25 protein-coding genes are annotated in these 24,419 nt (G+C 76.8%); 15 read left to right on the top strand and 10 right to left on the bottom strand.

All coding sequences use genetic code 11. The features are described 5' to 3' along the window. Positions 1–9: 9 nt before the first annotated feature. The gene (locus BM165_RS15945; protein WP_075014510.1) at positions 10–402 is read right to left on the bottom strand and encodes a pyridoxamine 5'-phosphate oxidase family protein; all 393 of its coding nucleotides are present in this window, start codon (positions 400–402) and stop codon (positions 10–12) included. A 42-nt stretch (positions 403–444) separates the two neighbouring features. Between BM165_RS15945 and BM165_RS15940 the strand changes: the two genes are divergently transcribed. The 3 genes from BM165_RS15940 to BM165_RS15930 all read left to right on the top strand — a co-directional run bounded on the left by BM165_RS15940 (position 445) and on the right by BM165_RS15930 (position 5,055). Next, positions 445–1,146, top strand: coding sequence for an SDR family NAD(P)-dependent oxidoreductase (locus BM165_RS15940; protein ID WP_075014509.1), 702 nt, complete (start codon positions 445–447; stop codon positions 1,144–1,146). 60 nt (positions 1,147–1,206) lie between these two features. Then, on the top strand, positions 1,207–4,290 hold the full coding sequence (gene secA, locus BM165_RS15935) for a preprotein translocase subunit SecA (protein WP_075014508.1): 3,084 nt from the start codon (positions 1,207–1,209) through the stop codon (positions 4,288–4,290). A 186-nt stretch (positions 4,291–4,476) separates the two neighbouring features. Continuing rightward, entirely contained in the window at positions 4,477–5,055 is a 579-nt protein-coding gene (locus BM165_RS15930; RefSeq protein WP_075014507.1) for a hypothetical protein, read from the top strand. A gap of 57 nt (positions 5,056–5,112) precedes the next feature. On the opposite strand, the gene BM165_RS15925 is transcribed toward BM165_RS15930, so the two are convergent. Continuing rightward, positions 5,113–5,655 carry an Rv3235 family protein gene (locus tag BM165_RS15925; RefSeq protein ID WP_075014506.1) on the bottom strand — a complete coding sequence of 181 codons (543 nt, stop codon included), beginning with the start codon at positions 5,653–5,655 and terminating at the stop codon, positions 5,113–5,115. A gap of 69 nt (positions 5,656–5,724) precedes the next feature. Beyond that, the gene (locus BM165_RS15920; protein WP_075014505.1) at positions 5,725–6,417 is read right to left on the bottom strand and encodes a LysM peptidoglycan-binding domain-containing protein; all 693 of its coding nucleotides are present in this window, start codon (positions 6,415–6,417) and stop codon (positions 5,725–5,727) included. Between the two features lie 84 nt (positions 6,418–6,501). Here BM165_RS15920 and BM165_RS15915 point away from each other — a divergent pair, with 84 nt between their 5' ends. Next, positions 6,502–7,071: a hypothetical protein gene (locus tag BM165_RS15915; protein WP_075014504.1), complete on the top strand. Its 570-nt coding sequence runs from the start codon at positions 6,502–6,504 to the stop codon at positions 7,069–7,071. 2 nt (positions 7,072–7,073) lie between these two features. Here the strand turns inward: BM165_RS15915 and BM165_RS25740 are convergent, their stop codons facing one another. Next, complete coding sequence (locus BM165_RS25740) at positions 7,074–7,391, bottom strand: helix-turn-helix domain-containing protein (RefSeq protein WP_244274264.1); 318 nt, start codon at positions 7,389–7,391, stop codon at positions 7,074–7,076. A gap of 210 nt (positions 7,392–7,601) precedes the next feature. On the opposite strand from BM165_RS25740, the gene BM165_RS15905 reads away from it, so the two are divergent. The 4 genes from BM165_RS15905 to BM165_RS15890 all read left to right on the top strand — a co-directional run bounded on the left by BM165_RS15905 (position 7,602) and on the right by BM165_RS15890 (position 11,934). Next, positions 7,602–8,555 (top strand): SAF domain-containing protein, encoded by a 954-nt coding sequence (locus tag BM165_RS15905; RefSeq protein ID WP_083427402.1) that lies wholly within the window; start codon positions 7,602–7,604, stop codon positions 8,553–8,555. Beyond that, positions 8,555–9,850, top strand: coding sequence for a CpaE/TadZ family protein (locus BM165_RS15900; protein ID WP_075014579.1), 1,296 nt, complete (start codon positions 8,555–8,557; stop codon positions 9,848–9,850). Before BM165_RS15905 ends, BM165_RS15900 begins: the two co-directional genes overlap by 1 nt. A gap of 119 nt (positions 9,851–9,969) precedes the next feature. Further along, positions 9,970–11,352, top strand: a complete 1,383-nt coding sequence (locus BM165_RS15895; protein WP_075014503.1) for a WS/DGAT/MGAT family O-acyltransferase — start codon at positions 9,970–9,972, stop codon at positions 11,350–11,352. Between the two features lie 69 nt (positions 11,353–11,421). Further along, complete coding sequence (locus BM165_RS15890; RefSeq protein ID WP_075014502.1) at positions 11,422–11,934, top strand: DUF6912 family protein; 513 nt, start codon at positions 11,422–11,424, stop codon at positions 11,932–11,934. Positions 11,935–11,942: 8 nt separating this feature from the next. Here BM165_RS15890 and BM165_RS15885 read toward each other — a convergent pair whose 3' ends face one another. After that, positions 11,943–16,103 carry an FtsK/SpoIIIE domain-containing protein gene (locus tag BM165_RS15885; RefSeq protein ID WP_075014501.1) on the bottom strand — a complete coding sequence of 1,387 codons (4,161 nt, stop codon included), beginning with the start codon at positions 16,101–16,103 and terminating at the stop codon, positions 11,943–11,945. A 158-nt stretch (positions 16,104–16,261) separates the two neighbouring features. Here BM165_RS15885 and BM165_RS15880 point away from each other — a divergent pair, with 158 nt between their 5' ends. Next, on the top strand, positions 16,262–16,555 hold the full coding sequence (locus BM165_RS15880; protein ID WP_075014500.1) for a WXG100 family type VII secretion target: 294 nt from the start codon (positions 16,262–16,264) through the stop codon (positions 16,553–16,555). Between the two features lie 5 nt (positions 16,556–16,560). Here the strand turns inward: BM165_RS15880 and BM165_RS15875 are convergent, their stop codons facing one another. Both BM165_RS15875 and BM165_RS15870 read right to left on the bottom strand, forming a co-directional pair. Beyond that, positions 16,561–17,487 (bottom strand): MFS transporter permease, encoded by a 927-nt coding sequence (locus BM165_RS15875; RefSeq protein WP_244274263.1) that lies wholly within the window; start codon positions 17,485–17,487, stop codon positions 16,561–16,563. Further along, positions 17,484–17,972: a hypothetical protein gene (locus BM165_RS15870; protein WP_075014499.1), complete on the bottom strand. Its 489-nt coding sequence runs from the start codon at positions 17,970–17,972 to the stop codon at positions 17,484–17,486. The genes BM165_RS15875 and BM165_RS15870 overlap by 4 nt, the downstream gene beginning before the upstream one ends. 140 nt (positions 17,973–18,112) lie before the next feature. On the opposite strand from BM165_RS15870, the gene BM165_RS15865 reads away from it, so the two are divergent. Next, complete coding sequence (locus BM165_RS15865; RefSeq protein ID WP_075014498.1) at positions 18,113–18,622, top strand: MaoC family dehydratase; 510 nt, start codon at positions 18,113–18,115, stop codon at positions 18,620–18,622. Between the two features lie 25 nt (positions 18,623–18,647). Here BM165_RS15865 and BM165_RS15860 read toward each other — a convergent pair whose 3' ends face one another. Further along, positions 18,648–19,088: an NUDIX hydrolase gene (locus tag BM165_RS15860; RefSeq protein WP_075014497.1), complete on the bottom strand. Its 441-nt coding sequence runs from the start codon at positions 19,086–19,088 to the stop codon at positions 18,648–18,650. 79 nt (positions 19,089–19,167) lie between these two features. Here BM165_RS15860 and BM165_RS15855 point away from each other — a divergent pair, with 79 nt between their 5' ends. The 5 genes from BM165_RS15855 (at position 19,168) to BM165_RS15840 (ending at position 22,650) form a co-directional block, all read left to right on the top strand. Continuing rightward, positions 19,168–19,791: a DUF6758 family protein gene (locus tag BM165_RS15855; RefSeq protein WP_075014496.1), complete on the top strand. Its 624-nt coding sequence runs from the start codon at positions 19,168–19,170 to the stop codon at positions 19,789–19,791. A gap of 131 nt (positions 19,792–19,922) precedes the next feature. After that, entirely contained in the window at positions 19,923–20,081 is a 159-nt protein-coding gene (locus tag BM165_RS24835; protein WP_177225212.1) for a hypothetical protein, read from the top strand. Between the two features lie 6 nt (positions 20,082–20,087). Next, the gene (locus BM165_RS15850) at positions 20,088–20,726 is read left to right on the top strand and encodes a PH domain-containing protein (RefSeq protein WP_075014495.1); all 639 of its coding nucleotides are present in this window, start codon (positions 20,088–20,090) and stop codon (positions 20,724–20,726) included. 167 nt (positions 20,727–20,893) lie between these two features. Beyond that, a complete protein-coding gene (locus BM165_RS15845; protein WP_075014494.1) occupies positions 20,894–21,751 on the top strand; it encodes a PHP domain-containing protein in 858 nt (285 codons plus the stop codon). 29 nt (positions 21,752–21,780) lie between these two features. Continuing rightward, positions 21,781–22,650, top strand: a complete 870-nt coding sequence (locus BM165_RS15840; protein ID WP_244274262.1) for a RecB family exonuclease — start codon at positions 21,781–21,783, stop codon at positions 22,648–22,650. On the opposite strand, the gene BM165_RS15835 is transcribed toward BM165_RS15840, so the two are convergent. Both BM165_RS15835 and BM165_RS15830 read right to left on the bottom strand, forming a co-directional pair. Beyond that, on the bottom strand, positions 22,647–23,516 hold the full coding sequence (locus BM165_RS15835) for an oxygenase MpaB family protein (protein ID WP_075014493.1): 870 nt from the start codon (positions 23,514–23,516) through the stop codon (positions 22,647–22,649). The genes BM165_RS15840 and BM165_RS15835 overlap by 4 nt on opposite strands. Continuing rightward, a complete protein-coding gene (locus BM165_RS15830) occupies positions 23,513–24,418 on the bottom strand; it encodes an alpha/beta fold hydrolase (RefSeq protein ID WP_083427401.1) in 906 nt (301 codons plus the stop codon). Before BM165_RS15830 ends, BM165_RS15835 begins: the two co-directional genes overlap by 4 nt. Position 24,419 lies beyond the last annotated feature (1 nt).

The following is a 24,419-nucleotide window of genomic DNA, read 5'->3' as shown; positions in this document are numbered from 1 at the left end:
GGACGATCGTCAGGCGTTGCCCAGCACCCGGTCGACCGAGATCTCGATGACCACCCGCGCAGGGTTCTCGCGCGGCTGCCGGTACCGCTGCGCGTAGCGGGCCTCGGCGTCGGCGACCGAGGCGGCGTCGTCGCGCACCACCGCCGTCCCCTCCAGGGTCAGCCAGCGGCGGCCCTCGACCTGGCAGACGGCGACCCGCGCCCGTCCGGCCCGGACGTGCCGGGCCTTGGCCGACCCGCCCGAGGTGATCACCCGTGCGGTGGCGGTGGCGGGGTCGAAGGTGACGCCGACCGGGACGACGTGCGGGCTGCCGTCGGCGCGCAGCGTCGTCAGCGTGGCCAGGTGGCGCTCGGTCAGGAAGACGAGCAGTTCCGGCGCGAGATCGTGCGGGTCGTGGGCCACGGGGAGAGGTTAGGTGCCGCCCGCGGCGGGCAGGTGCCGCCGGTGGAGCTGTCAGGGGCGAGGGTGCTGGTCGCGGGCGCGACGGGGGCGCTCGGCGGCGACCTGGCGCGGGCCCTGTCCGGAGCCGGCGCCCGGGTGGCACTCGTCGGTCGCGACGACGCACGGCTGCAGCAGCTGGCCGGCGAGCTCGGCGGCGCCCCGTCGTTCGCCGCGGACGCGGTCGACGTCGACGCCGTCCGGGGCGTCGTCGACGGTGCCGCGGACGCGCTGGGCGGGCTGGACGCCGTCGTCGTCGCCTGGGGCGTGGTGGCCTTCGGCCCGGCGGCCGACGCCGACGACGCCGTCACCGAGGAGCTCTTCGCGGTCAACACCCTCGGGCCGATGAGCCTGGTGCGCGCCGCGCTGCCGCGCCTGGCCGACGGCGGGGCGGTGGTGCTGCTGTCGGCGATCGTGGCCGACGCGCCCACGCTCAACATGGCCGAGTACTCGGCGAGCAAGGCGGCGCTGTCGGCGTGGGCCTCGGTGCTGCGGCGCGAGCTGCGCAGCCGGTCGATCGGGGTGCTCGACGTCCGGCCGCCGCACGTCGACACCGGCCTGGTCGACCGCGCGCTGGCCGGGACGCCGCCGAGGCTGCCCGCCGGGCACGACCGGGACGAGGTGGTCGGCGCGGTGCTCGACGGGATGCGCGAGGGGGCCAGGGAGGTCGTGCTCGACCCGCGGGAGAAGCGCCTGGTCCGGCGCTGAACCGTCGCGGTGTGCGTGCGGCCTCCCCGACCGACGGGGGAGGCCGCCTACGCTGGTGTCGTGGTGTTCTCGAGGATCCTCCGTGCCGGTGAGGGAAAGCTCGTCCGTCGACTGGAGCGGATCGCCGACGCGATCGAGCTGCTGTCCGACGACGTCGCCGACCTGACCGACGCGGAACTGCGCGCCAAGACCGACGAGTTCAGGGAGCGTCTGGAGGACGGCGAGACCCTCGACCAGCTGCTCCCGGAGGCCTTCGCCGTCGTCCGGGAGGCTGCCAGCCGGACGCTGGGCCAGCGGCACTTCCGCGTGCAGCTCATGGGCGGGGCGGCGCTGCACCTGGGCAACATCGCCGAGATGCGCACCGGTGAGGGCAAGACGCTGACCGGCGTGCTGCCGGCCTACCTCAACGCCCTCACGGGGCAGGGCGTGCACGTGGTCACGGTCAACGACTACCTGGCCCGGCGCGACGCCGAGTGGATGGGCCGCGTGCACCGCTTCCTCGGCCTGAGCGTGGGCACGATCCTCTCCGGCGAGAAGCCGGCGCACCGCCGCGAGCAGTACGCCTGCGACATCACCTACGGCACGAACAACGAGTTCGGCTTCGACTACCTGCGCGACAACATGGCCTGGTCCAAGGCCGACCTGGTGCAGCGCGGCCACCACTACGCGATCGTCGACGAGGTCGACTCGATCCTCATCGACGAGGCTCGCACGCCGCTGATCATCAGCGGCCCGGCCGAGTCGGCCGGCAAGTGGTACCAGGAGTTCGCCCGGATCGTGCCGCTGATGAAGCGCGACGTGCACTACGAGGTGGAGGAGGCCAAGCGCACGGTCGCCGTCACCGAGGAGGGCGTGGAGTTCGTCGAGGACCAGATCGGCATCGACAACCTCTACGAGGCGGTCAACACCCCGCTGATCGGCTACCTCAACAACGCGCTGAAGGCCAAGGAGCTCTTCCACCGCGACCAGCAGTACATCGTCAGCAACGGCGAGGTGCTCATCGTCGACGAGTTCACCGGTCGCGTGCTGGCCGGGCGCCGCTACAACGAGGGCATGCACCAGGCCATCGAGGCCAAGGAGAAGGTGCAGATCAAGGACGAGAACCAGACGCTCGCCACGATCACCCTGCAGAACTACTTCCGGCTCTACGAGAAGCTCTCCGGGATGACCGGTACCGCCCAGACCGAGGCGGCCGAGCTCTCCCAGACCTACAAGCTCGGCGTCGTCCCGATCCCGACGAACCGGCCGATGGTCCGCGAGGACCGCTCCGACGTCATCTACAAGACGGAGAAGGCGAAGTTCGACTCGGTCATCGACGACATCGCCGAGCGGCACGAGGCCGGCCAGCCGGTGCTCGTGGGCACCGCCAGCGTCGAGAAGTCCGAGCTGCTCTCGAAGATGCTGCTGCGCCAGGGCATCCCGCACGAGGTCCTCAACGCGAAGAACCACGCGCGCGAGGCGCACATCGTCGCGCAGGCCGGCCGGCTCGGCGCGGTCACCGTGGCCACTAACATGGCCGGCCGCGGCACCGACATCCAGCTCGGCGGCAACCCCGACTTCATCGCCGACGAGGCGCTGCGGGCCCGCGGCCTGTCGCCGTCAGAGACCCCCGACGAGTACGAGGCCGCCTGGGACGAGGCGCTGCAGACGGCCAAGGACCAGGTCGCGGCCGAGCACGAGCAGGTCACCGAGGCCGGCGGACTCTACGTGCTGGGCACCGAGCGGCACGAGAGCCGCCGCATCGACAACCAGCTCCGCGGCCGGTCGGGCCGGCAGGGCGACCCGGGGGAGTCGCGCTTCTACCTCTCCCTCGGCGACGACCTCATGCGCCGCTTCAACGGCCCGATGCTCGAGTCGATGATGACCACGCTGCGCGTCCCCGACGACCAGCCGATCGAGTCGAAGATGGTCACCCGGGCGATCCGCTCGGCGCAGACGCAGGTCGAGCAGCAGAACTTCGAGGTCCGCAAGGACGTCCTCAAGTACGACGAGGTCCTCAACCGCCAGCGCACCGTCATCTACGACGAGCGCCGCAAGGTCCTCGACGGCGAGGACCTGCACGAGCAGGTCCAGCACATGCTCGACGACGTCGTCGGCGCCTACGTCGACGGCGCCACCGAGACCGGCTACGCCGAGGACTGGGACCTCGAGCAGCTGTGGACCGGCCTCGGGTCGCTCTACCCGGTGGGCCTGGACCGCCAGGAGCTGCTCGACCGCGTCGCCGACGGCGAGCAGGCCGTGCTCACCGCCGACGTGCTCAAGCAGGAACTGCTCGACGACGCCCACCGCGCCTACGAGGAGCGGGAGACCGCGCTGGGCTCGGAGGTCATGCGCGAGCTCGAGCGGCGGGTGCTGCTCAGCGTGCTCGACCGCAAGTGGCGCGAGCACCTCTACGAGATGGACTACCTGCGGGCCGGCATCCACCTGCGCGCGATGGCCAACCGCGACCCGGTCGTGGAGTACCAGCGCGAGGGCTACGACATGTTCACCGCGATGCTCGACGGCATCAAGGAGGAGTCGGTCGGCTTCCTGTTCAACCTCGAGGTCAAGACCAAGGAGCAGCAGGAGGCCGAGGCCCAGGCCCAGCAGGCCGAGGCCGAGGCCAAGGCGCTGGCCGCCGCGCAGGAGGGCACCGCCCGCGTGCTCGCCCGCCAGCGGGCGGCGCAGGAGGCGGCGGCCCGCGAGGCCGCGGCGGCCGCTGCTCCGGCTCCGGCTGCGGCGCCGGTCGACGGTGACGGGGGTGCACCCGCACCTGCACCTGCACCTGCACCCGCTGCCGCGCCGGTGTCGGTGTCCAAGCCGGCGGCCAAGCCCGCCGCCCGGCGCTCCACGGGCGCCCCGGCGGGCCGTCCGGTCACGCGCACCGCTCCCCGGCACGCGGCTCCTCCGGCCCCGGCCGACGAGGCGCCGTCGCCGTCGGGCACCGGCCCGCAGCTGGCGGTCAAGGGCCTCGACGAGCCGCGCCGGCAGGAGAACCTGAGCTACTCCGCGCCGACGCTCGACCCCTCGGCCAAGGAGAGCGGCCCGGCGAAGGCGGCCAAGACGGCCACCGTCACCGGGACGAAGGAGCCGGCCCGCAACGCACCCTGCCCCTGCGGCTCGGGCAAGAAGTACAAGGCCTGCCACGGAGCGGCCGGCCGCTGAGGCCCGCGCACGCCCGGCGCCCCGTCGACCCCCGCGGTCGGCGGGGCGCCGTCGTCGGCGGTCGGCCCCGGCCGCCCGAGGGTCGCATCCACAGCGACATCACCCCACGGTCACAGTCCGCTGACAGCGTGTCCTCCGAGGGTGGGACCGACGGTCGGAGACACCGACCCGGACCCAGGAGTGCACATGCGCACGAAGCTCGTCATCGCCGCCACCACCGGCGCCCTCACCCTCTCCGCGCTGGGCCTGGCCGCGCCCGCGCTGGCCGCTCCGGGCGACGCGGAGGGCACCGCGTCGTCCGCCGTGGAGCGCATCGCGGACGCGCTGTCGGGCCTGGTCGACGACGGGTCGATCACCCAGGAGCAGGCCGACGAGGTGGCCGCCACCCTGAGCGAGGCCGGTCTGGGGGACCGGGGTGGGCACCACGGTCGGGGCCCGGACCTCGCGACGGCCGCCGAGGCCCTCGGCATGACCGAGGAGGACCTCCGCGAGGCCCTCGAGGCCGACGGCGCCACGCTGGCGCAGGTCGCCGAGGACCAGGGGGCCGCCGTCGACACCCTCGTGCAGGCGCTGGTGACCGCGGAGGAGGACCGGATCGCCGAGGCCGTCGCCGACGGGCGCCTCACCGAGGAGCAGGCCGACGAGCGGCTGACCGACCTCGAGCAGCGCATCACCGACCGCGTCGAGGCCGAGTCCGGGGGTCGCGGTCCCGGCGGCGGCCCGGGTGCCGCCGGCGGGGTGCCGGAGCAGCCCGCCGACGACTGACCTGCACCGGTCGCGCAGCGGCGCCGTCCCGTCCCCGGGTGGCGCCGTTGCGCGTCCTCACCCGATGGACAGGGCGGTGCAGCGCCAGCGGCCGTCCACGCCCTCGAGCCGGGCGGCGACCGCGTGGGCCCGTCCCGCCCGCCGCGCCACCGCGCTGACCTCCGCGACGCCGTCGACCGGCTCGCAGACGTGCACCGGGCCCAGCAGCACCGGCGCCGTGCCGCCGCTGCACCAGGCCGGCCGGCGTCCCGCGCCGAGGGCGGCGTGCACACCGGGGGCGGTGAGCCGCTGCACCTGGCTGAGCGGTCGCCGGCCGGCCAGGGCCTCGAGCACCGTCGTGAACAGCAGCCGCCCGGCGGCGCGCGGGTCGGGCAGGTCGGCGCGGACCGACCACGCGGGACCGAAGAGGTCCGGCTGCCGGCTGCGGAGGCCCTCCGGTGCCGGGCGCGGGCCGGGCCGGTACGCCGGTCGGGGCGGCGGGGTGGTCGGGTCGACGAGCGCCACGGCGGGCCCGGTCAGCGGCGGGTGCAGCGCGGGGACGAGGGTCAGGCGCAGCGGGCGGGCGGGGACGGGTGCGGTGGTCTGCGGAGGCGCGGTCACGGGAGCTCCCGGGGTCGGGTCGGTGGCGGTCGGCGCGGGCCGGGGGAGCGGCCGGAGGTGCGGCAGGGGTCAGGCCGGCGGGCGCAGGACCTGACCGGGCAGCAGAAGGTCGGGGTCGTCCCCGATGACGTCGGCGTTCGTCGTCCACCAGCGCTGGACCGCCGCGGCGACGTCCGCCGGGCCGGGATCCAGGCCGGTGCGCGCCCGCAGGTCGGCCTCCGCGATGGACCACAGGCACTCACCGCGCAGGACGACGTGGTCGCCGGGCGCCGGGGCGGGCCAGTCGGGGACGGTCGCTCCGGGTGCGGGGGCCCCCGACGCCGGCTCCGGCGGTGCCGGCCAGTCGGGCACCGACGTCGTCCGCGCGTCGGCCGCCAGGACGACGGCCGGACCCGGGGGAGGTGCGGTGCAGCCGGTGAGGGCCGGCGCGGTGACCAGACCGACGCCGAGGGCGAGCGCGGCCGCACGCCGGGCCGAGGCGGGCAGGACCCCGCCCAGCAGGACGCGCGCGGTGGTGCCGGCCAGTCCGGGCAGGGCCGACAGCGCGGTGAGGACCAGCCCGAGGGCACCCCAGGCCCAGGCCAGCCAGGCCCCGGCGGCGACCCCGGTGAGCAGCAGGTCCTCGGCGCCCGCCGTGTCGACGAGGCGCTGCAGGTCGAGGCCGCCGTCGGTCAGGGCCGTCAGGTCGGGCGTCACCTCCCGCAACCCGACGGCGACCGCGGCCATGACCGCCGACGTGACGGCGAGCCGACTCCGCGACATGTGTCCTCCTCTGAGCTTGTCATTGCACCAAAGCAGACAAATGCAAGCAAACGCAAACGATGATGTGGATCTAGGCTCTCCGTCATGCGCTGGCAGCAGCTGTTCGCCGACCTGCAGGCCGAGTTCGACGAGGTGGCGGCACGCGAGGAACGCGCCGAGCTGCCGTCACGCTCGCGCGCGGAGACGTCCGCGGTCCGGCTCGCCGAGCGGCTCGGCGGTGCGGTGGGCGGGCGGGTGTCCCTGCGGTGCCGGGGGGCGGGCGAGATCGCCGGCCGGCTGGAGGAGGCGGGCACGGACTGGGCGCTGCTGGCCGACGACGCCGGCCGGGAGGTGCTGGTGGCCCTGCCGGCCGTCGTCGTGGCCTCCGGGCTGGTGCGGTCGACGGCGGTGACCGGGCCGTCGACCCGGGTGCGCGCGGCACTGGACCTGCGGTGGGCGCTGCGCGGGCTGGCGCGCGACCGCAGCGCGGTGGCCGTCGTCCTCGACGACGGCGCGCTGCTGACCGGGACGGTCGACCGGGTGGGGGCGGACTTCGTGGAGCTCGCCGAGCACGCTCCCGACGAGTTCCGTCGTCCGGGCGCGGTGCGGTCGGTGCGGGCGGTGGCCCTGGCGGCGGTCGCGGTGGTGCGGACGCTCAGCCCGGGCGCCGCCTGAGCTCAGCCGCGGGAGCGGCGTCCGCGGGCGGGGCCGGCGGCCGCCTCGAGCGGCTGCCCGGGCTCCGGGGCGGGGGTGGCCTCCGGCCCGGCTGGGTCGGCGGCGAGTTCCGCGGCGGCCGGGACGGTGCCGGCGCGCGCCTCGGCGTACTTCTGCTGGATGAACCGCTCGAGCTCGTCGGTCTCCACCCGCCACTGGCCGCGGCCACCGATCTGGATGGCGATCAGCTCGCGTCGTCGCACGAGCGCGTAGGCCTGCGACCACGAGACGTTGAGGATCTCGGCGACGTCGTCGAGGGTCAGGAAGCGCGGTGTGGGCATGGCTCTCCGTCCGGTCGGCGCCCAGTCTGTCAGCAACGCACTCACCCGCGCGCATCTCGTCCACACCCGAACGTGTGGACAGCTGGTGCACGCTTCCGCATCCGTATCGCATCATCGGCGTCCGACCGCGCGGGGATGCCGGTCGTGGTGCACGCCCGCCGGTCCGGTGGGCGACCGGGACGGACCCGGGGACGGAAGGGGGAACGCCCGGTGGGTGCTGCCACGCGCACGGTGCCGGCGGGGGAGACGGCGACCGGGCCGGTGCCGCGGCGGGTGCGCCCTCCGCGCTGGCTGGACCTGCGGCTGGTGCTCGGGGTGCTGCTGGTCCTCGGCTCGGTGCTCGTCGGTGCCCGCGTGGTGACCGCCGCCGACGCGACCGTGCCGGTCTGGTCCGTGGCGGGCGACCTCGCCGCGGGTACGGAGCTGGCCGCCGCCGACCTCGTGGCGGTGGAGGTGCGGCTGGGGGACGCCGCGGGTGCCTACCTGTCCACGGGCACCGACCCCGCCGGTCGCACGCTCGCCCGCGCCGTCCGGACGGGGGAGCTGCTGCCCCGCACCGCGCTGGAGGAGCCCGAGGACCTCGTGCAGGTGGCCCTGCCGGTGCAGGCCGGGTACGCGCCTCCCGGGCTCGCGCGCGGCCAGGTCGTCGACGTCTACGGCGTCACCGACCCGGCCGGCACGGCGACCGGTGAGGGCGTGACCCTCGTGGTCGGGGCGGCGCCGGTGCTCGCCGTGAGCGGCCGGACCGAGGGCGTGCTGTCGACGGCGACGACGACCGTGCAGGTGGTCGTCGCCGTTCCCGGTGACGAGGCGCCCGACGTGCTCGCCGCGATCGGCGGCCGGCCGCTGGTGGTCGTCGTGCACGGCTCGGTCGAGTCGGCCGGCGGTGCGGCGTCCGTGGGCGGTGGGTCGGCCGACCCGTCGACCCCGGCGCGGTCGTCGTCGGCCCCGTCCCGGTCGTCCGCGCCCGCCTCACCGACCGCCTCCTCGACCGCCTCGTCGTCTCCCGCGCGTTCGTCGTCGGCGCCGGCCCGGTCCTCGTCGTCGGCGCCGACCCGGTCCTCGTCTCCGGTCGACCCGTCCCGGTCGTCCTCGGCCCCGTCCGCCGACGCCCCGTCCGCCGACGCCTCGTCCGCCGACGCCTCGGCCGAGGCCCCGCGGTGATGGCGCTCCAGGTCGTCACCGCGGTCACCGGCGCCGCCTGGGAGGCCGCCCTCGTCGGGGCGCTCGACCGGGCCGACCACGGCGTGACCGTCGTCCGGAGGTGCGTCGACGCCTCGGACCTGCTCGCCACCGCCGCCACCGGCACCGCCCACGCCGCACTGCTGTCGGCCGACCTGCACCGGCTCGACGTCGACACCGTCACCCGTCTCGCCGCGGCCGGGGTCGCCGTCGTCGGGCTCGCCGACCCCGCCGATGCGCGGGCGACCGAGCGGCTGCACGCGCTCGGGGTGGCCACGGTGCTGCCCGCCGACGCCACACCGACCGAGGTGGCCGAGGCCCTGCGCCGGGCCGTGGCCGGTCCAGTGGTCGCCGGGCACGGCGTCGCCGACCCGCGGGCCGCGCTGCCGGCAGCCGGCGGCCCGCACCCGCAGGCCACCGAGCGGCGCCCGCCCCGGGGCCGCGTCGTGGCGGTGTGGGGGCCGACCGGCGCCCCGGGCCGGACCACGGTCGCGGTCGGGATCGCCGACGAGGCGGCCCGGCTCGGTGTGCCGACGCTCCTGGTCGACGCCGACGTCTACGGCGGGGTCGTGGCGCAGGTGCTCGGGCTCCTGGACGAGTCGCCGGGGCTGGCCGGTGCGGCCCGGCAGGCGGCCGCCGGGGCGCTCGACGAGGCCGCCCTGAAGCGGCTGGCCTGGTCGGTCCGCCCGCAGCTGTCGGTGCTCACCGGGCTGGCCCGCGCCGACCGCTGGCCCGAGCTGCGGCCCCCGGCGGTGGCGGCGGTGCTCGAGGAGGCGCGCCGGTCGGCCGACCTGGTGGTCGTCGACTGCGCGTTCAACGTCGAGGAGGACGAGGAGCTGTCCTTCGACACCGCGGCTCCCCGCCGCAACGGCGCCACCGTGACCGTCCTCGAGTCGGCCGACGACGTGCTGTGCGTGACCGGGGCCGACCCGGTCGGACTCCAGCGCACCATCCGGGCGCTGGGCCAGCTGCGCGACCTGCTCCCGGACGTCGAGCCGGCCGTGGTGGTCAACCAGGTGCGGCCCGGTCCGGTGCCCGGCGACGCCCGCCGCGAGATCGGCGAGGCGATCGAGCGCTTCGCCGGCCGGAGCGTGCTCAGCTTCCTGCCCGCCGACCGCGCCGCCACCGATGCCGCGCTGGCCTCCGGTCGCACCCTGGCCGAGGTGGCGCCCGGGTCACCGCTGCGGGCCGGCCTGCGCACGCTGGCCGCCGCGCTCGCCCAGGTGCCCGAGCCGGCACCCGGGCGCCGGGGTCTGCGCCGCCGCCGCGCCGGCTGAGCGACCTCTCCTGACCCGGCGGCCCGCCGGGTGGGGCACCGTCCCGGCCGGCCGGGACGGCCCGGCTGGGGCCGGACGCCCCGCCGCCGTAGCGTGCACCCACGAGCCGGAGGAGGACGATGGCCGAGCGGCTGACCACCCTGGACGCGTCGTACCTCTACCTCGAGGACGCCGGCGCCCCGATGCACGTCTCCGGCGTGCTCGTGCTCGAGCCGGTCGAGGGCGGGCTCGACGCCCTCGCCGATCTGGTCGAGGCGCGGTTGCCCCTGGTCCCGCGCTACCGGCAGCGGGTCGTGCCGGTGCCCGGGCGCCTGGCCAACCCGGTGTGGGCCGACGACCCGGACTTCGACGTCGCCTACCACGTGCGGCAGTCGGCGGTGCCGCGGCCGGGGACGCAGGCCCAGCTGCTGGACCTGGTCTCGCGGGTGACCTCGCGCCCGCTGGACCGCCGCCGCCCGCTGTGGGAGGTCTACCTCGTCGAGGGGCTGGCCGAGGGCCGCGTCGCCGTGGTGACCAAGACCCATCCCGCGCTCGTCGACGGGCTCGGTGCCGTCGACATCGCCCAGGTGCTGCTGGACACCACCCCGGACGCCCACCTGCCCCCGGTCGACGGCTGGATGCCCGGCCGGGTGCCGGGTCCCGTCGACCTGGTCCGGGACGCTCTCGAGGAGTACGTCCAGCGCCCCGCCGCGGTCGTCGACGCCGCCCGGTCGGCGGTCGGTGACCTCCGGGCGACCGCGGCCCGCGTCCGCGGGGTCGCCGAGGGGCTGGCCCGGGCGGCCGGCTCGGCCGTCGTCCCGGCGCCGCACGCGCCGCTGAGCCGGACGGCGGGCACGGAGCGCCGCGTCGCCGTGGCGCGCGCCGACCTCGAGGACCTCCGGGTGATCCGCAAGCAGCGCGGCGGGACCGTCAATGACGTCCTGCTCGGCGTCCTCACCGGCGCGCTGCGCGACTGGCTGCTGTCGCGGGGGGAGCCGGTGCTCGGGTCGACCGTCGTGCGGGCGCTGGTACCCGTCTCGGTGCAGGGTGAGGGGCAGGACGACCCGGGCGGCACGGTGGCGGCCCACCTCGTCGACCTGCCCGTCGGGGAGCCCAACCCCTGGGTGCGCCTGGCCCGGCTGAGCTACGCCATGCGGAACGTCACCGACTCCGGCAGGACGGTCGGGGCCGAGACCCTCATCGCGCTCACCGGTTTCGCCCCGCCCACGCTGCACGCGCTCGGTGCCCGCGCGGCGCGGGGGCTCTCCCGGCGCATGTCCAACCTGGTCGTGACCAACGTCCCGGGGCCGCAGGTGCCGCTGTACGCCGCGGGCAGCCGGATGCTCGAGGTCTTCCCGGTGGTGCCGCTCGTCGCCGGGCAGGCGCTGTCGGTGGGCATGACCAGCTACGACGGCCGGGTCTACATCGGCCTCAACGCCGACCGCGACGGCGTCGGCGACGTCGACGTCCTGGCCGACCTGATCGAGCAGGAGGTCGCGGCGCTCACCGAGTCCGTGCGCTGACCTGCTGCGCGGAGTCCGGCGACCGGCGCGGGATACGGTCGCCTCTCCCGACAGGAGAGGAGCGGCCGGGTGCGGATCTACCTGCCGGCGACGACCGGCGTCCTGCGGCGACTGGTCGACGAGGGCCGGCTCAGCGGACCCCACACGGCCTTCGCGGTGACCCCCCGGTTGCGGGAGTTCTACGCCCTCAGCGACGCGGCGGCCGACCTTGAGGAGCTTGAGTACGCCGCACTGCTGACCGCCGCCCGGGCCAGCCTGCGACTGGTCGACGTCGACCCCACGGCCGCGCGCCGCCGCGTGGTCCTCGCCGCGGACGTCGCCGACTCCGGTGTCGAACCGGTCGACGACGCCGACACCGACGCCGGCGCGGTCCGCGTGACCGCCGACGTCGCGCTCGCGGACGTGGCGAGCGCCCACATCGACGGCGCCGAGGCCGAGGACGACGTGCGCGCGGCCGTCGCCGTCGTCCTGGAGGCCGACCTCGGCAGCGACGAGGCGCAGTTCGTCGTCGACCAGGCCGAGGGCCACGAGCTGGCCTGGTACGCCACGCAGGAGATCGGCTCGGCGCTCGAGCTGCTCTGAGCCTCCCGTCACGGCCGGGCCGTGTCCCGGTCGGCGCCGTGCCGGGCGACCTGCACGCGCTGGACCGTGCCGGCCGTGACCAGCCAGCCGGAGCCGGGACGAACCGGCACCGGTGTGCGGGGCAGCCGGATGCCGAGCAGGTCGGCGTCCCCCGGCCCCGGGCAGAGCAGCAGGCCGCCGCGGCTGCGGCGGAGGTCGGCGACCGGGCCTCGGAACGCCCCCGAGAGCTCCCCGGCGGTGCCGGCCGCGAGGACCACGACGTCGTGCTCGGCCAGGTCGGCAGCCGTCAGGGCGGCCAGGACCGCCGAGTCGGCGAGCGTCCCGGCGTCGTCGAGGACCAGGGCACCCGGGCCCCCGTCGGGGCCGGCGAGCCAGGCGCGCCAGGCGGCGACGTCGTCAGCGGACAGTGGGGTGGCACCGGGCAGCCCCGGCCCGGCCGCGCGGCGGCTCCGCGCCGGCGTCGCGACCCGGACCCCGGCGCGGGAGAGCGTCGCGGCCAGCGCGTGGAGCGTGGCCGTGCGGCCGCTGCGCGGCGGGCCCGCGACAAGCAGGCCTCCGCCGCGGCGCAGGTCGACGTGCAGCAGGCCGCCGTCGTCCCCGCCGGGTCCCAGCGGCACCGCCGCGAGGGCATCCCCGGATCCCGCGCCGGGTGCCGGCCCGGCGGGGAGCCGGGGGTCGGCCGGGAGCTCCGGGATCCGCAGCGCACCCGACCTCATCGGGGCCCGGAGAGGATCGACCGGCAGCGGCCGCGGGAGCGCGACCTGGCATTCGACGGCGTCCTCGCCCAGCAGCGCTCGCCCGGGTGGCCGCCGGCCGGGCACCGACCGCACCGGCACCCCGGCCACCGCGTAGTCGGCGCGGTCGGGCAGCGGGAGGACCAGGCGGGTCCCGGCCACCGCGGCGAGCCGGCCACCGGGGACGGCGCGGTCGGCGGTCATGACGCAGGTCAGACCGGCCGCCCCGCCGTCGCGCACCAGCCGGAGGAGGTCCGCGGAGCCCTGGCCCGGGACGGCCTCGTCGAGCTGGGTGACGAGCGACTCGACGCCGTCGACCAGCAGCAGGACGGCCGGCCCGGCGGCGGACCCGGCCCGGCGGGTGGCGACCTGCTCGGCCAGCCGGGTCACCAGCCGGACGGTGCGCAGGGCGTCGGTCCCGTCGACGACGGTGCCGGTGTGCGGCAGCCCCGCGGCCGCGGCCGCGAGCGCACCTCCGGCGTGGTCGAGGACGTGCACGTGCAACCGGTCCGGGGGCAGCCGGGGGACCGCCTCGGCCAGCACCGTCCGCAGCAGCGTCGTCCGGCCGCTGCCGGGACCGCCGACGGCCAGCCAGCCCCCGCCGCGGGCCAGGTCGAGCACGAGCGGCTCCTGCGCCTGCCGGTCGGGCCGGTCGACGAGGCCGAGCGCCAGCCGCGTCCCGGCGCTGCCGTCGACGGGCGCGGGCAGGTCGGCCGCGGCGACGCGGTCGGGCAGCGCGGGGTGCCAGGGGCGGTGCGGCCGGCGGGTCCCCGTGTCCGCGGCGACCTGGGCGGTCGCCTCGGTGATGCGGGCGAGGTCCGACCGGCCACCGGGGGGAGCGGCGTCCACGGCGGGAGCCGCCGACGGCGGCCAGGTGCGGCGACGGGCGGTGGGTCCGGCCGGCCGGGCCGGCGGTCCGAGGGTGACCCGTGCGGTCCGGAAGGGCACGGGGCGGGCGGATCCCACGCGCAGCAGGCCGCCGCCGGGCCGGTCGGCCGGGATGCGGGCGGCCTCCGGCCCGCCGAGGACGTCGCGCGAGTCGGCCTCGTCGGTGGTGCGCAGGCACAGGCGCAGGGAGCAGTTGGCGCGGATCTCCGGGGAGACGACCCCACCGGGACGCTGGGTCGCCAGCACGAGGTGCACGCCGAGCGACCGCCCGCGCTGCGCGATGCCGACCAGCCCGCTGACGAACTCGGGCAGGTCCTCGGCCAGCCCCGCGAACTCGTCGACGACGATGACCAGGCGTGCCAGGTCGACGTCGTCGGGCAGCGCACCGACGTCGGCGACGCCGGCGCGGGCCAGCAGGGCCTCCCGCCGCGTCAGCTCGGCGGTCAGCGAGCGCAGGGCCCGCCCGGTGGCCGCGGCGTCCAGGTCGGTCACCAGGCCGACGGTGTGCGGCAGTCCCACCGCCTCGGCGAAGGCGGCGCCGCCCTTGTAGTCGACGAGCAGGAACGAGCAGCGGTCGGGCGGGTGGGCCAGCGCCAGCCCGGCGACGAGCGTCTGCAGCAGCTCGGACTTCCCCGAGCCGGTGGTGCCGGCGACCAGTGCGTGCGGGCCGTCGCGGCAGAGGTCGACGGTGACGACGTCGTCGGCGCCCAGGCCGAGGGTGGCGGTGAGCGACGTCCGGGAGCGGGACCAGGCCACCGGGACGTCGTCGGAGCCCCCGGCCGCGTCGTGCGGGGGCAGGTCGAGCAGTCGCGCCGTCCGGGCCGGCGCCGTCGCCGAACGTCCCGGGCTCAGCGCGGCGAGGTCGCGTGCCAGCGCGGCGGCCACCGGCCGGGGGAGCCGGTCGACGACGACCTCGGCCCGCGGCGTCCCGTCGCCGCGGTCGAGCAGGCCGGTGTCCCCGGTCTCCCCGCCGACCTGCAGCACGGCACCGCCGGGGACGGGGAGCTCGTCGACGCGCCCGCCGAGGGTGAGCAGGACGGCCCCGGCGTCGCGGCAGCGTCGCAGGCTCTCCCGCAGGTCGGGACCGGTCGGCCGGTCGACCACGAGCACCAGTCCGCGCGCGGGGCCCGTGCCGGCGGGAACCGTCCCCTCCCGGGCCGCCACCTCCGCCAGCCAGGCCGACAGCGCACCGTCGTCCCCGGCAGCGCGCACGTGGACCGCGTCGTCCCGCAGGTGGGGGAGCCACCGCGCCCAGGCCCAGTCGGGAGCCCGCTCGGCGGTGGTGAGGACAGCGACGTCGACGTCCCCGGGCGGGAGCAGCACGGCCACCTGGGCGAGGAGACCGGCGACGACGCCCAGCGCCGGGGACCGCGGCCCCGTCACGCCCAGGCCCCCGGCGCGCCGCAGGTCGACGACGACCGGCAGGTCCGCGGCCGTCTCCGCGTGCCGGCGGCCGCCCTCCACCCGGGTGACCCGTGTCGGACCGGACCCAGTGCCCAGCCGCACGGCCAGCGCATCGGGATGGTCCGCGTCGCGGGACCACAGCAGGGTGGTGCGCCGTCTGGCCGCGGTCGCCAGCGCGGCGAGGTCGGGGGAGGCGCGCGACGCCGCCCGGACGTCGGCCCGCACGGCCTCCCGCAACCAGGACCGGGCGGCCAGCAGCTCCTCGGCGTGGACGGCCGCGGCGCGACGCCCCGAGCGGCGGCCGGCCCACCGGTCCGACGCCCAGGTCCCGACCGCGACCAGCGGGGAGAGCAGGGCGAAGAAGAGGAACGTCGGCGTGGCGAGCAGCCACGCCAGGGAGGCGCCGGCGACCGCGGGCAGGAGCACCGCGATCCACGCCAGCCGCCGCCGTGGGGACTCGGCCGGGAGGTCGGGCAGCAGGACCTCGACCTCGGGACGCCCACCCGGCGTCGCGGTGCCCGGGCGCACCAGCCAGCGCCCGCCCGGCCCGGGGCGCAGCGGGACCGGGAGGTCGCGCGGGCCGGCGACCGCGAGCGAGCTCGCGCCGAGCCGGAGCACCGCGCCCGGCGGCCAGGGCACCGCGTCCGCGGTCACGTCGGCGTCGTCGAGCCGGGTGCCGTTGGTGGAGCCGAGGTCGGCGACCGTCGTCCCCCCGGCGCCCACGTCGAGCCGCACGTGCCGGCGGGAGACGCCCGGGTCGGGGAGGTGGAGCGTGGCGTCCCCACCGCGGCCGATCACGTGCCGCCCGCTGGCCAGGCCGACCGTGGTGCCGGCCGCCGGGCCGCCGACGACGTGCAGCTCCAGCGGGCTGGACGCCGGCCGGCCGCCGCGCGGTGCGGGGCGGCCGAGGCCCAGGACGGCGCCGTGTGCCAGCAGCGGTGAGGTGAGCGGCAGGTCCTCCGACAGCCGGGTGGAGCCCGACCACAGCGGCGCCGGGGGGACGCCGAGGGCGTCGGTGAGGACGGGCAGCACGGACCGCAGGGGATCGTCGTCGGCGGCGCGGACCTCGACGTCCACCGCGCCCCCGGGACCGACCACGGTCCAGCAGCGCGGCGGGACGTCGGCGGGCAGGGGAGCGGGCACGCGCCGACCGTGCCGCCCGTGCCGGGCCCGGCGAGACGGCGGCGGGGTGCTGTGGAGGGATCTGCCGCCTGTGGACGGCCGGGGAGCCGCGGGGCGGACCGGCCCTAGCGTCGGCCGCCGGATCCCGGGAGGTGCCCGGGCCGGACGGGAGGATCCCCATGAAGGTCGACATCGCCACGCTGCAGTCGATGGCCGGGCAGTGCCAGGCCGAGGCGGCCGACACGGCGGCCCGGCAGGCGACCCTGTCGAGCAGCGTCACCGCCTCGGTGCTCGACGGGTGGACCGACAGCCAGGCGGCCGTGCAGTTCAGCGCTCTCTACGAGCAGTGGCGCACCTCCGCACAGGCGGTCAGCGACGCGCTCACCGGCATGGGCGGCCTGCTCACGGCGGTCGCCGCGTCCTACCAGCAGCACGAGGCCGACGTCGCCGCGCGGATCGGTGCCCTCGTGTGAGGGCCTCAGCCCGGCGGAGCGGCGGTGGGCGTGACCGGCTGCCGCCGCACCCGCCGGCGCACCTGCGCGACCGCCTCGGGGAACCGCTCCCACGGCACGATCGACAGGATCGCGACGCAGTGCGGCAGGAAGATAATCCGCAGCCCGCCGAAGACCATGAGGTGGAAGCCGAGCAGGAAGACCACCAGCGCCACCCGTGCGCGGTCCGACCGCACGAGCAGCATCAGCGGCGCGGCGAACTCGAGCACGAGCATCGCCCACTGCGAGGCGGTGAGCAGGCCGGGTACGTCGAGGGTCCACTCCGACAGCGCCGTGCCCCGGCGGATCACCGCCCGCGTGATCGTCGAGCCGGTCGCCCAGTCCCAGCCGCCGAAGCGCATCTTCGCCCAGGCGGCCAGGAAGTAGGTGAGCATCACGGTCACGAACACGGCGGCCATCGCCCACCCGGCGGCCTCCGAGGAGCGGCGGTCCCGCCAGCGCGCCACCCCGATGGTGGGCAGGACGGCGAGCGCGACGAGGTAGGCGATGCGGTCGTGGTCGACCTTGCCGTAGCTCATCGCGATGACCATCCACTCGAGGTAGAGGAGGAACACCGCGGAGCCGAGCAGGCGGGGAGCGCGTCCGGTGGCGGCGGCCAGCGCGGTGGCCACCAGCGCCCACTGGACGACGTGCACGACGGTCGAGGTCGGCACCGGCAGCGGCAGCAGCTGCCCGATGACGAGGGGCTGGTAGTAGGCGGTCGGGACGTCGGCGTGCGCGCTCACCCAGGCGGTGGTGAGGAAGACGTCGACCGGCACGAACAGGTAGGCGATGGTGCGGAACACCGCGATCCGGGCCAGCGGCACCGGGCGGGTCCAGAACCCGCGCAGGCCCGCGAGCGCGCCGCGGCGGGCCGGCTCCGTGGCCGCGGGGGGCGGCAGGGTGGCGCTCACGGGCCGACCTCCAGCTCCTGCTCGACGAGGACCCGGTCGCTCCACGCGCCGGTGGCCTCGCCGTCGACGAGCTCGAAACGGCGCTGCACGACCTGCACCTCGACCAGCTCCGGGCCGCCGGGGTGGTGCTCGGCGTAGGTGTCGGCCAGCAGCACCAGAAGGGAGGGGTCGTCGACCAGGCGGGGAAGCTGTCCCTCGAACTCGGCCCGGCGCAGGCCGACCTCGCCGCCGGACAGGCGCACCTCGCGGCCGTCGCCGGTCAGGCCGACCACCCGGGTGGAGACCACCGGGGCGTCGTTGTCCGCGCGCGTCGAGTACATCTTGAACGGGCCGAACGGGAAGTGGGCGTCGGTGCCCCACAGGGTGCCGGCCAGGAACAGGGCCAGGACCACCAGCGAGGCGGCGAGGCGGGAACGGCGCCCGGCGGGGGACAGCACGACGACGTCGGGCTCCGCGGAGTCGCCGGTGCGGAGCGGGTGGACCACCGGGGCATCGTAGGATCGGCGGCCGTCCAGATGGGTCACCGACGCCGCGTGGTGGGCAACTGGCCTCACCGCGACCGGGGAGGCCCCGTCGCGTGCGCAGCGGGGCCCGTCCTCCGCACGACGACGTCGGGAGAGCATCCGTGCAGTTCGGTCGGTACTACGAGGAGTTCGAGGTCGGCGCGGTCTACAAGCACTGGCCCGGCAAGACCGTCACCGAGTACGACGACCACCTGTTCTGCCTCCTCACGATGAACCACCACCCGCTGCACCTGGACAGCCACTACGCGGCGGAGACCACCGACTTCGGCAAGAACGTCGTCGTCGGCAACTACGTCTACTCGCTGCTGCTCGGCATGAGCGTCCCGGACGTCTCGGGCAAGGCGATCGCCAACCTCGAGGTCGAGTCGCTGCGGCACGTGGCGCCGACCTTCCACGGCGACACGATCTACGGCGAGACGACCGTGCTGGACAAGACGCCGTCGAGGTCGAAGGACGACCGCGGTGTCGTGTACGTCGAGACCATCGGCTACAAGCAGGACGGCACCGTCGTGTGCGTCTTCCGACGCAAGGTCATGGTGCCCACGCGCTCCTACGGCGAGGCGCGCGGCGGCGAGCAGCCCGGCCGTCCCGAGCCCGGCCCGCGCCCCTGACCAGCGAGCCGCGTTGCCCGGCCGGTCAGCCGGGCAGCGCGCCCCACCCGCGCAGCGTCTCCAGCAGCCGCGGCGTGCAGTCCAGCCGCTGGAGGGCGGCGGCGTCGGCGAACACCACCGCGTCGGCGTCGTCCCCGGGGACCGGCCGCGCCCCCGGGTCGACGAGCGTGCACGCGAAGTCCGCGACGTCGTAGACGACGCCGTCGCCGGGGATGGTCAGCCGCCCCACCTCCTCGCCGACGCGGACGGTCAGGCCGGTCTCCTCGCGGACCTCCCGCGCCACCGCGGCGGGCAGCGACTCACCCGGCTCCACCCGGCCGCCCGGCACCGACCACAGCCCGCGGCCGGGGGCGTTGCGCCGCCGGACCAGCAGCAGTCGCCCGGCGTCGTCGAGCACCACCGCGCCCACGCAGGGCTGCACCGCCAGCGGGCCGTCCGGCGCCGGGGGTGGCGGGGCGGACGGCACCCGGGCAGGGTACGGCGACAGGGCCGGGGCACCGCTCTGCGCTTGACGTGGACCCCGCGTGACAGGACGGTGTCATCCGATGAGCGCCTCGCCCGTCTGCCCCCGCTGCGGTGAGCCGCTCGTGGTGCGCCCCGGGGACTCCGCCGTCGCCTGGTGCCACCTGCACGGCGCGGTCACCCCGCTGCACCACACCGCGCTGATCGCCCACGACGCCATCGCCGCGGTCACCGCCGACGCCCGGGTCCCGGCCTGGGTGCCCGACCCGGTGCCCGCCGGCTGGTCGGTCACCGGGCTGGCGTGGGGCGGGGAGCCCGGCGCGCGGGCGATCGTCGTCGGCTGTGCGGGCCCGGCGCCGCTGGGCGGGTCGGCCGAGATGGTCCTCGTCGCCGAGGAGCCGGGCATGGGTGTCGGCTGCGGCTACGCCGGCCTGCCCGGCCTCGACCCCGGCGACGTCATCACCGGGCCGTCCTCGGCGTCGGTCGAGGCCGCCGGTCAGCGCGCCCCGCTGTGGGCGGTGCCCACCTCCGACGACCGGGCCGCCTTCGTCGGCGAGGCCTACGGCGTGTGGCTGTGGCTGGTCCTCTGGCCGATGTCGGCCGGCTGGCTGCTCGCCGAGCCGCTGGAGCTGCTGGACCTGCGCGAGCGTCTCTACCCCGACCTGCCGCTGGGCCCGCCGAACGAGCACCTGCTGCCGGGGGAGTGAACGGTCGGACACGTCCGGCGTGTCCGGACCGGTCCGCGTGGGGCCTGTGTTACCCATGGGACCACCGGCCTCCGGGCCGAACCGCACGGGCACCGCGCCCGCCGGTCCGAGCCGAACCTGCGGAGGTGGCGGTGAGCCTGAAGAAGGTCCTCGTCTGGCTGGCCATCGCCTTCGTCGTCTTCTACGTCATCCAGCAGCCGGAGTCCTCGGCGGAGATGGTGAAGAACGCCGGGCAGGCGCTCGGGGACGCCGCCTCCTCCATCGCCGCCTTCGTCAGCTCCCTCGCCTAGGCGGCCGTGACCGGCCGGGCCGACGGCCACCCGCCGCGGTGGGCCAAGGACGCCGCCAAGTACCTGCTCCCCGGTGAGCAGGCCGTCGTCGCCACCCGCCGCCACTGGGCGGTGCTGCTGGAGCCGGCCGCCCGGTCCCTGCCGGTCCTGGTGCTCGGCGTCTGGGTGCTCACCCTCGACCCCCGCAACCGGTTTACCGCCACCGTCGGCCTGCTCGTCGCCCTCGGCGCGCTCGGCTGGTTCGGCCTGCGGGCCGGGGAGTGGTGGATGCGCCACTTCATCGTCACCCGCCGCCGCGTGCTGCTGACCTCGGGGATCGTCGCCCGCACCGTCACCCTGCTGCCGCTGCGCCGGATCACCGACCTGACGTGGAAGGAGACCCTGCTGGGCCAGGTGCTCGGCTACGGCACCTTCCGCTTCGAGTCCGCCGGCCAGCAGCAGGCGCTGTCGCAGATCACCTTCCTGCCGCGGGCGGACCTGCTGTACCACGAGGTCAGCGGGCTGCTGTTCGGCAGCGACTGGGGCAGCAGCTCCGGCGGCGACGACGAGGGCAACCCCGAGCCACCGCCCGCCCGCGAGCGCCCGGAGCACGACACCCAGCCGATCCCCGGCGCCCGCCAGGAGCCACCGGCACCCCCGCGCTGACGCGCAGCCACCCCGCGCTGACGCGCCGCCACCCCCGCGCTGACGCGCCGCCACCCCCGCGCTGACGCGCCGCCACCCCCGCGCTGACGCGCCGCCACCCCCGCGCTGACGCGCCGCCACCCCCGCGCTGACGCGCCGCGGCGCCGGCTGGGGGAGGCTGGGCGCCGATGCTGATCGACCTGCACACCCACTCGTCGGTCTCCGACGGTACCGACAGCCCCGCCGTCCTGGTCGGTGCCGCCCGCGCCGCCGGCCTCGACGTCGTCGCGCTCACCGACCACGACACGACCGCGGGCTGGGCGGCCGCCGCCGCGGCCCGCCCGCGCGGGCTGACCGTCGTCCCGGGCCTGGAGCTGTCCTGCCGGTGGTTCCCCGCCGGCCGGCCGCCGATCGCCGTCCACCTGCTCGCCTACCTCGTCGACCCCGACCACCCCGCCCTGGACGCGGAGCTGACGCGGCTGCGCGCCGAGCGGCTCAGCCGCGGGGAGCGGATCGTCACCACGCTGGCCGCCGCCGGGTATCCAGTCGCGTGGGAGCGGATCGTCGAGGCCTCGGGCGGCGGCGTGGTCGGCCGGCCGCACGTGGCGCGGGCGCTGGTCGAGGCCGGCGTCGTCGGGTCGGTGGAGGAGGCCTTCGCCACCCTGCTGCACCAGCGCGGCCCGCACCACGTCCCCAAGGCCGACACCGACGTCCTGGAGGGCATCGCGCTCGTCCGGGCCGCCGGCGGGGTGCCGGTGTTCGCGCACGGCCTGGCCTCCCGGCGCGGCCGGGTCGTCGACGACACGGCCATCGCCGCCATGGCCGGTGCCGGGCTGGTCGGCCTTGAGGTCGACCACCCCGACCACAGCCCGGCCGAGCGGGACCACCTACGCGGCCTGGCCGGTGAGCTCGGCCTGCTGGTCACGGGGTCGAGCGACCACCACGGCACCAACAAGACGACGCCGCTCGGCGCATGCACCACCGACCCGGGGCAGTACGAGGCCCTGCTGGCCGCGGGCACCGGCAGCGTGCCGTTCACCGACTGACGTCGGTGCCGGCGGTTAGCGTGGCCGGCGTGGGAGGCGAGCAACTGGAGATGCCGGGGATGCCGCGGCGGCTGTTCCCGGCCACGCCGAGCAAGCTGGCCACCTTCGCCGACTGCCCGCGCCGCTACCGTTACGCCTACGTCGACCGGCCGACGCCACCCAAGGGCCCGCCGTGGGCGCACAACACCGTCGGGTCCGCGGTGCACGCGGCGCTGCGCTCGTGGTGGGACGCACCGCGCGACCGCCGCACCGCCGCGGCCGCGCGCCAGTTGCTGTACGGGGTGTGGTCCGACACCGGCTTCCGCGACGCGGGGCAGTCCGCGCGCTGGCGGGCCCGCGCCGCGGGGTGGCTCACCGACTACCTGGCCACGGTCGACCCCGACGACGAGCCGGTCGGCCTCGAGCGCCAGGTCGCGGCCACCACACCGGTGCTGGCGCTGTCGGGCCGGGTCGACCGCATCGACCAGCGCGGCGACGAGCTCGTCGTCGTCGACTACAAGACCGGGCGGGTGCCCAGCACCGAGGACGAGGCGCGCGGGTCACCGGCGCTGGCGTTCTACGTCCTCGGCGTGCAGCGCACGCTGCGCCGGCCCTGCCGCCGGGTGGAGCTGCACCACCTGCCGTCGGGCACGGTCGCGGCGTTCGAGCACACCGAGCGCTCGCTGGCCAACCACGTCCGGCGGGCCGAGGACGTCGCCGCCGACATCGCCACCGCCACGCAGCGGGTCGAGGACGGCGTGCACCCCGACGAGGCGTTCCCGACCGTCACCGGCCGGCAGTGCGGCTGGTGCGACTTCCGGCCCAGCTGCCCGGCCGGGCAGGCCGCCACCCCGGCACGGGAGACCTGGAGCTTCCTGCCCGCCGACGACGACGCCGACGACGACGCGGCCGGTCGCTAGGCGCCCAGCGCGGTGTCGGCGGCGGTGCGGTCGAACCCGGCGCGCACGATCGGCGAGCGCCGCGCCCGCTCCGGCACCGCCAGCAGCCCGGTGCGGAACGCCCGCAGCGCCGCCGTCGCCGCGGCGTCGGTGACCGACAGCCCGGGCAATGAGGCCAGCCGGCGCGCCCACGGCGGCAGCGTCGCCACCGCCAGCGAGGCAAGTGACCCCCACGCCGGGCGCGCCGGCGTCAGCAGCTGCACCCAGCGCGGCATCGGTGGGACGACGACGAAGCGCCATGCGTCGCGGCCGGCGGGGGTGAGCGTCAGCTCGGGCCGGAGCCGCTCGAAGTAGGCCCCCAGCTCCGCGACGGAGGCCGGCACGTCGTCGGGGTCGATGCCGATGAGCCCGGCGGCGGTCACCTGCTCGGCGACGTAGCGGTCGGCCTCGGCGGGGGTGACCACGCCGGCGCGGCGGGCGACGTCGAGCAGTGAGTCGACCTCGCAGTTGTGCACCCACAGCAGCAGGTCGGGGTCGTCGACGCGGTAGCTGCGCCCGGTGGTCTCCTCGGTGCCGCCGAGCCGCCGGTGCAGGCCGCGCACCCGCCGGACCGCGCGCACCGCCTCCCGGCGCGTGCCGAAGGTCAGCGTGTCCACGTACTCGGCGGTGCGGGTGAGCCGCTGCCACGGCGACTCGCGGAACACCGAGTTGCGGGCGACGCCGTCCATCGCGACCGGGTGCAGGGCCTGCAGCAGCAGTGCGCGCAGCCCGCCGACGCTGTAGACGGGGTCGGCGTGCACCTTCCAGGTGACGCTGCCGGGCCCGAAGAAGCCGAGCCGGTCCTCCTCCGGCGTCCAGTCGCGGGCCGAGGGCCGGATGCCGGTCACAGCGACGTCCAGAAGGACTCGAGCACCCGCAGCGTCTGCGGTGGGTTCTCCACGGCGGGGGAGTGGACGGCGTGCGGGATGACCTCGTGGCGGGCACCCAGCCGCTGCGCCATCTCGGCCTGCACGGCCGGCGTCCACGCGTCGTCGTGCTCACCGTGGGCGACCAGCACCGGCACCCCGGTGGCGGCGAGCTCGGCGACGCGGTCGGGCTCGGTGGTCATCGCGTCGGCCATGCCGCGCAGGCCGGCGGCGGTGTTGCCGAGGAAGCGGTGGGCGTAGAAGGCCCGGGTCGGCTCGGGGACGGCCTGGGCGCGCTCGTCGGTCATGGCCAGCTGCTCCAGCGTCTCCTGCACCAGCGGGACGCCCCCGGAGTCCAGCAGGGGGCCCAGGTGCTCCAGCAGCGCCACCCGAGGACCGGTGAGCCGGGCCGGGCCCGAGCCCAGCAGCGTCAGCGAGCGGAAGGCGGCCGGGTCGGCGAGGACGGCGGCCCGGCCGACGAGCCCGCCGAAGCTGTGGCCGACCAGGTGCGGGGTGCCGGTCTCCTCGCGCAGCAGGTGGGCGACGGCGACGAGGTCGGCCGCGAGCTCGGGAACGGTGTAGGCGGCCGGGTCGTCGGGACCGGGCGACTCGTACTGCCCGCGCTGGTCGATCGCCACGACCCGGTAGCCGGAGCCGGCCAGCGGCGCGAGCAGGGGCGCGAAGTCCTCCTTGCTGCCGGTGAACCCCGCGACCAGCAGGACCGTGCCCCGGGGGCCGTCGCCGCCGGTGTCGAGGGCGGCCAGCTGGCCCGCCCGGCCCGGGAGGACGCGCGGTGTGGCGTCGTGGTCGGCCAGTTGCCGGAGGTCGTCGGACGGGACGGCGAGGGTGGCGGAGGGCGTCTCCGGGTTCCCGGGCAGGACCATG

This window comes from Geodermatophilus obscurus, from assembly GCF_900115395.1.
GTDB lineage: Bacteria > Actinomycetota > Actinomycetes > Mycobacteriales > Geodermatophilaceae > Geodermatophilus > Geodermatophilus obscurus_B.
Note: the sequence above shows the minus strand (reverse complement) of the source record. Positions and strands in the feature narration are given on the sequence as shown.